We start from the raw sequence: 6,944 nt of genomic DNA, 5'->3' as shown, positions 1-6,944 counted from the left end.
ATCAAACGCTTTTAATCTTATTCTTATTTTTTGTTTTGACATTTGGTTTCCCTCCTTTTCATGTACGCTTTACTTCTAACGCACAACAGTAAGCATTGTGTAAACTGTCCCTGGTGTTTCACACTTTGTACGAGTCCACACACTTCTGTCGTTGGATTCTAGACCCTAACATGCTCATCAAGAATTACCCGGAAGTCCGGCAACCTCTTGATTCATCGCTGTTCGCTTTACAACTTCTTCATTATACTATGTATATTATGTTTTTTCAAGTATTTTTTTAGAAGTTTTAGCATATACATTTTACTATTAATTTTACCTTATAACCGTTCAAAAAAATAAAGCACTAATATTAATAATATACTATTTTCAAATTTTTTCAACAAGAATTTTATTCCTAACAAAAAAATTTATATTGTCTAGCTTTACCACAAAAATATAATAATTGTACATAATATAACTTTCTATAATATTCTTAATAAAAATATTATAGAATCTTAACTTTGCATATTAATTTAATAATATACTATATATAATAATCAATATTCCTTTAATATATAAAATTTTACTTATAATAAAATAATTTTAATCAAATTATTTTAATTAATTTCTATTCCTAAATTGCAATATCAAATTGAACTAGTCCTTAATTATGATTTAAAAACTAATTATTATAATAAATATATTTTATCTAAGTGTATTTCGAATAACTCTTCTGGAGTCTTGTAATCAAGAAGCTTTCTTGGAAGAGTATTCATCCAATTTTCTATGAAAGATATAGTTTCAAGTGAGTAATCTGAAATTCGTTTTCCTTTCGGGATAAAATGCCTAATCAGTCCATTATGACGCTCATTTGTACCTTTTTCAAATGAAGAATATGGATGAATGAAATACACTTTTGTTTTAGTTTCAGTTTTTTGTTCAAGTTATGATAAATTTGCAAATTCAGAGCCATTATCAGCAATTATACTCTTAAATACTTCACTAAATTTACTTCCAAAAAAATCTTTAATCTTATCAAGAGCCTTTGTAACAGCTATTACTGAATAGGAAGACATTTCACAGATATTATAGCATACCTAGTTTTACGCTCGACAAGTCTTAGCAAAACCTTATCCTTATTAGATTTTTCACCTAATACACAGTCTATTTCCCAATGTCCAAATTCTTCATGGTTTTCAATATAATTAGGACGATCTGAAATGCTAGTACCAAGCCTTTTCTTATTATGTCTTACTCTATTATACTTTGTATTTCTATTAAGTTTAGCTGGTAAATCTATATTTTTTATAGGTAATAAGCCAAGGTCTACATAATTATACAGCGTTTTTGTCGAAATAATTTGAGAAGGACTAAATCTAGATGAATGGAGAGCTTCACTAACACATGCATCTAAAGACCAGTAATCATTCTTAACTTTATCAACCACATATTTGATAAAATCACTACATTCTAATAGTTTGTATTTACGACTGGATTTTAAGCGATTCTTTTTATAAATAGCTTCTCCAGTATCAGCAAAATACACATTAAATTCCTTACCTTGCTTAATTTGCTTAGTAGTACCACGGCGTATTTCGTTTAAAACGGTATTTATAGTTCTATTTAGTTTTTTTGCTATTTTGTAAGCAGAAAATCCATCTTTAAGATGTTATTTCAACTATCATATGCTCTTTCATATTTAAGTATTTATTTTTTCTTGACTCTGTGTTATGATTTTGATAGTCAATGGTGATTATCCCCCCGTGTTTTGTATTTTGTTTCGTGATTAAATCATAACACAGGTTAATCAACCATGGATTTTTTATTTAGTTCAATTTCATTTTACAATTAAGCAATTATATTTAGCAAATTAAATATGAAAAAATTATTAATATTTTATAAAGGAATTTAAATATTAATGTGGAATATAGAAAATATATGCTTATTTAAAATTTTAAATTACGAGAAAGTTTTTATAAATAAATTGATTTTAGATAATTAAATTAATATATAAAGATTAATTTATGTATTATCAAATAAATTTAAAATTTTATTTAATATATATGAATATTAATTTGTGTATTTATATAAATTTTTATTTTAAGTAATATTTTTATGAAAAGATAGTTACTTTTACAAATAAAATAATAATTTTAAAGTAATTAGAATATATTTACTTATATAAGATTCTTATCAAATTTAAGTTAATTGTATAGTAATAACTAATAAATAGTAAAGTTTAGTTATTGTCTTACTATTATCTTAACCTTTAATTATAAAATTAAATAATAATATATTTATAAATTTAATAAATTGTTCAAAGCACTATTTAAAGACCAAATAAGTATAAGGATAATACTAATTTTTTCTAGAAAGGTGGTGGATGCTACTTATATATTGTTATGTAAACGATATTAGAAGGTGGCAAGAATTATGAAAGAGTATAAGATTGAGAATTTAAGAAATGTATGTATTATAGGACATAGTGATTCAGGTAAAACTGCATTAACAGAAGCTTTACTTTATTATACAAACACTACTGATAGATTAGGAACTTGTGAAGATGGAAATACAACAAGTGACTATGATCAAGAAGAAAAGAGAAGAAGAATATCATTATCATTATCTGTTGTTCCTTTTGAGTGGAATGGAATTAAGGTTAATTTATTAGATACTCCAGGATATTTTGATTTTGTTGGAGAACAAATTGAAGGAATTAAAGCTGCTGATTCTGCTATTATAACAGTATGTGGTGTTACTGGAATTCAAGTTGGGACTGAAAAAGCCTGGGAGTGCTGTGAAAAAGAAAAATTGCCAAGAGCATTTTTTATAAATAAGTTAGACAGAGAAAATTCGAATTTTGATAAAATTTTAGAGAGTATTAGAAATACTTTTGGAAATGGAGCAATACCAACTCAATATCCAATTGGATTAGAGAAAAATTTTAATGGAATAGTAAATTTAATAACTCAAGAAGCATTTAAATATGAATTTAAGAGTGGAAATATAATGAAAATAGATATTCCTGATGAAATTAAAGATAAAGTTGAAGAATATAGGACTTATGTAATGGAAGCTGTTGCAGAAACTCATGAAGAGCTTTTAGATAAGTATTTTTCAGAGGGGGAACTTACTGTTGAGGAGATTTATAGAGGGCTTTCAATTGGGTTTGAAAATGGAGATATAGCTCCTGTTATGTGTGGAAGTTCTTATTCAATAGTTGGGATGCAAAGCTTATTATCATCAATTAAAGGGTATTTTCCAGCTCCTAATTTTAGTGAGCCTAGAGTTGCAAGAGATAAAGAAGGTGATGAGATAGCTGTTAAAGTTGATAAGGATAAGCCATTTTCTGCTTTTGTATTTAAAACAATTGCAGATCCATTCGTTGGTAGATTATCTATGTTTAAGGTTCAAACTGGAGAGTTAACTAGTGATAAAATTATTATAAATTCTAAAAATGATAAGGTTGAGAAAGTTGGTTCTTTATGTTTCTTAAGAGGAAAGGATCAAATTCAAACTAAGAAAATTCAAGCCGGGGATATTGGAGCTATTACAAAACTTCAATATACTATTACTGGTGATACTCTTTGTGAAAATAATTTTAAAGTTCAATATGAAAACTTTGATTTCCCAGAGCCAGTTATGACAATGGCTGTTTTGCCTAAGAGTAAGGGAGATGAGGAAAAAATTTCTCAAGGTCTTTCAAAGTTGTTAGATGAGGATCCAACATTTAAAGTTTTAAGAGATAAAGAAAATGCTGAAACTTTAATTTCTGGCATTGGAGAAACTCATATAGAGGTATTAGCTAGCAAATTAAAGAGTAAATTTGGAGTAGATTTAAATCTTCAAGATCCTAAGGTTCCATATAGAGAAACTATAAAAGGTAATTCTGATGTCCAAGGAAAGCATAAGAAACAATCAGGTGGCCATGGTCAATATGGTGATGTAAAAATAAAATTTGAGCCAAGAAGAGATGGCGAATTTGATTTAGATTTTGTTGATAAGGTTGTAGGGGGAGTTGTCCCTAGAAATTATATACCTGCAGTTGAAAAAGGATTGAAGGATTGTCTAAAGAAAGGAGTATTAGCTGGTTATCCTGTAATAGGAATTAAAGCTACACTTCATGATGGATCATATCATCCTGTAGATTCATCAGAAATGGCATTTAAGGTTGCAGCATCCATTGCTTATAAGAAAGGGATGGAGAGCGCTAAACCTGTTATATTAGAGCCTATTATGAGAGCAGATATTTTTATTCCTGATGAATATATGGGAGATGTTATTGGAGATATAAATAAGAAGAGAGGTAGAGTAGTTGGAATGGAACCTTATGGAAAGAATCAAAGGGTAATTGCAGAAGTTCCATTATCAGAAATGTTTAAATATGCTACTGATTTACGTTCAATAACTCAGGCGAGAGGAAGTTTTTCTATGGTTTTTGAAAAATATGAAGAAGTTCCATCAACTGAAACTGCTAAAATAATTGAGGCTGCTAAAAAATTAAAATAAGCTTAATTTTAAAAAAATATCATAAAAAAGTACCATCTTTATAATAAGATGGTACTTTTTATGTATACTAGAAAAAAATGTGGTTAAATTAAATAATAGTAGAGAGGTTGTTTTTATAAAATTAAGTTGATTTTATTTAAAATAAATTTTGGAATTATTTAAGGAATTTGCTTTGTATTTGTGAATTAGATTTTGCATATGTTTTAATTATTTATAACTTTTATATAAATTAAAAATAAATTTTTAGTTTTATATATAATTATATTTTAGAGATAATATCTTAAATGAGGTGTAATTAATGTGTAATTATAGAATGGATATAAAGGGGAAAATAGGATTAAGTGATTATAGTAATATTTTTGATTATATAAATATTGTTAAGAGTTGTGATAAGTTTATAATCTATATGGAATCATTAGACGAGGATAATATTGGAATAGTTTGTTCTATGCTTAAGGATAATAATTTTAATATAAATAACCAAGGTTATGATAATAAGGAAATTTACTATATAAATGCCAAGAAAATGGGATGAATAATTGATATAAAATAGTATTTTTTATATAAATAATTGTAAAAGTATATAATTTGAAAAGGTTATAATTTTAACTGTGCAAAGGTACATATATTTATGTTATAATTTACTTTGTGTTAAATAATCAATTATTAATAAGCTAGGATTCAAGCTATCATATAATAATAATAATAAGTATTAAATTAATCCATAAGAAACATGGGGGAGGATTCTTTAAAATGAAAAATTATGTTATTGGAATAGATCTAGGAGGAACAAAAATAAGCTGTGCTCTTGCAGATCTAGAAGGAAATGTTATATCTCAACACACAACTCCAACTAATGCTCACGAAGGAGAACAGGCTGTTTTAGACAGAATAATAGGTTGTGTTGAAACTGTAATATGTGAAGGAAAGGTTACTATAGATGAGGTAGAAGCTATAGGTATTGGATCACCAGGACCATTAGATGCTAAAACTGGTATAATAATAACTACTCCAAATTTACCTTTCAAAAACTTTAATTTAGTTGCACCATTAAAAGAGAAGTTTGGCATATCTGTATACTTAGATAATGATGCTAACGTAGCTGCTATAGGAGAATTCATGCTAGGTGCTGGTAAAGGTACTGAGAATATGGTATATGTTACTGTAAGTACTGGTGTAGGTGGAGGAGCAATCCTTAATGGTAAAATATACAGAGGAAGTACTTCAAATGCTTTAGAAATGGGACATACTACTGTAGCTCCTGGAACTGTTAGATGTAACTGTGGTAATATGGGATGTTTAGAGGCTGTATCATCAGGAACAGCTATTGGAAAAAGAGGAAAAGAAGCTGTAGCTACAAACGTAGAAACAAGCTTAAAGCAATATGAAAATGTAACTTCATATGAAGTATTCGTTGAGGCTGCTAAAGGTGATAAAGTAGCTAAGAAGATAATAGATGAAGCATTAAATTACTTAGGAATTGGTATTGCAAATGCAGTGGCAACTTTCGATCCTGATATGGTTGTTATCGGTGGAGGAGTTTCAAAAGCTGGAGAAATAGTTTTTGAAAAAGTTCAAGAAGTTGTTAATGAAAGATGCTTCAAAGCTATGGCTGATCACTGTAAAATAGTACCTGCTGGATTAGGAACTGATGCAGGGGTTGTTGGTGCTGTAGCATTAGCATTATTAGAGTGTAAATAATATTTTATATATAAAGTTAGAAGTTTTTATACTTCTAACTTTTTTGCTTTAAATAATATATTTTTTAGCTTAAGATTAAATAATGATATATTATCATATATAAAGTAAAGACTGTTTAGTTGTAGTTAATATTAATTAGGATTAAAATGTTATTTATTTATGAAATTAGCAGATTTAAATGGATAAAAGGTAGAAAAAAGTATATTTTTATGTTAAAACTATATTAAAAAAATGAATTTTGGTCATAACCACATATATTGTGATTACTTATATTTTAGGAGTAGCTAAAAGCTACTCTTTTTATTTATACTAAATAAAACCACTTGATATTCAGGTGACAGATAAATACTATGTAACTAAGAAAAATCTTTAGCTTTAAGAAATAGTTTTAAATTAAAAAAATTAAAAAATAATTTAAATAACTATTGCTAAATAATAATTATTATTATATAATAATACCATAAGGTTGAGGGAAATAAAAAATCAACTAATAAATGACTAGAGATTAAGACTTTAAAAGATTATATAAATTGAAATTAGATAAAGAAATTGTTTGTAGGAGGAATATATTATGAAAAAATTTGTTTGTACAGTATGTGGATATGTTTATGAAGGAGAAAAAGCACCTGAAAAATGCCCAGTATGTGGTGTTGGAGCTGATAAATTCATAGAGCAAAGCGGAGAATTAAACTTTGCTGATGAGCACAGAATCGGAGTAGCTAAAGGTGTTGATGAGAGAATAATCGAAGGATTAC

At 27.2% G+C, this 6,944-nt stretch carries 4 protein-coding genes and 1 pseudogene; 4 read left to right on the top strand and 1 reads right to left on the bottom strand.

Features of this window, described 5'->3' with window-relative positions:
• Positions 1-668: 668 nt before the first annotated feature.
• A pseudogene (locus tag Q1K13_RS12015) lies at positions 669-1,727 on the bottom strand (IS30 family transposase).
• 685 nt (positions 1,728-2,412) lie between these two features.
• Here Q1K13_RS12015 and fusA point away from each other — a divergent pair.
• The 4 genes from fusA to Q1K13_RS11995 form a co-directional block, all read left to right on the top strand.
• Positions 2,413-4,488, top strand: a complete 2,076-nt coding sequence (fusA, locus tag Q1K13_RS12010) for an elongation factor G (protein ID WP_300351255.1) — start codon at positions 2,413-2,415, stop codon at positions 4,486-4,488.
• A gap of 298 nt (positions 4,489-4,786) precedes the next feature.
• The gene (locus Q1K13_RS12005) at positions 4,787-5,023 is read left to right on the top strand and encodes a hypothetical protein (RefSeq protein WP_300351252.1); all 237 of its coding nucleotides are present in this window, start codon (positions 4,787-4,789) and stop codon (positions 5,021-5,023) included.
• Between the two features lie 218 nt (positions 5,024-5,241).
• Positions 5,242-6,189: an ROK family protein gene (locus tag Q1K13_RS12000; protein ID WP_300351249.1), complete on the top strand. Its 948-nt coding sequence runs from the start codon at positions 5,242-5,244 to the stop codon at positions 6,187-6,189.
• 571 nt (positions 6,190-6,760) lie between these two features.
• Positions 6,761-6,944 (top strand): rubredoxin-like domain-containing protein (locus Q1K13_RS11995; protein ID WP_366522616.1); only part of this gene is annotated, 184 nt, incomplete at its 3' end.

It is taken from the genome of Clostridium sp. (genome assembly GCF_029267215.1).
Taxonomy (GTDB): Bacteria; Bacillota; Clostridia; order Clostridiales; family Clostridiaceae; genus Sarcina.
This window is presented reverse-complemented; position numbering and strand designations above follow the sequence as displayed.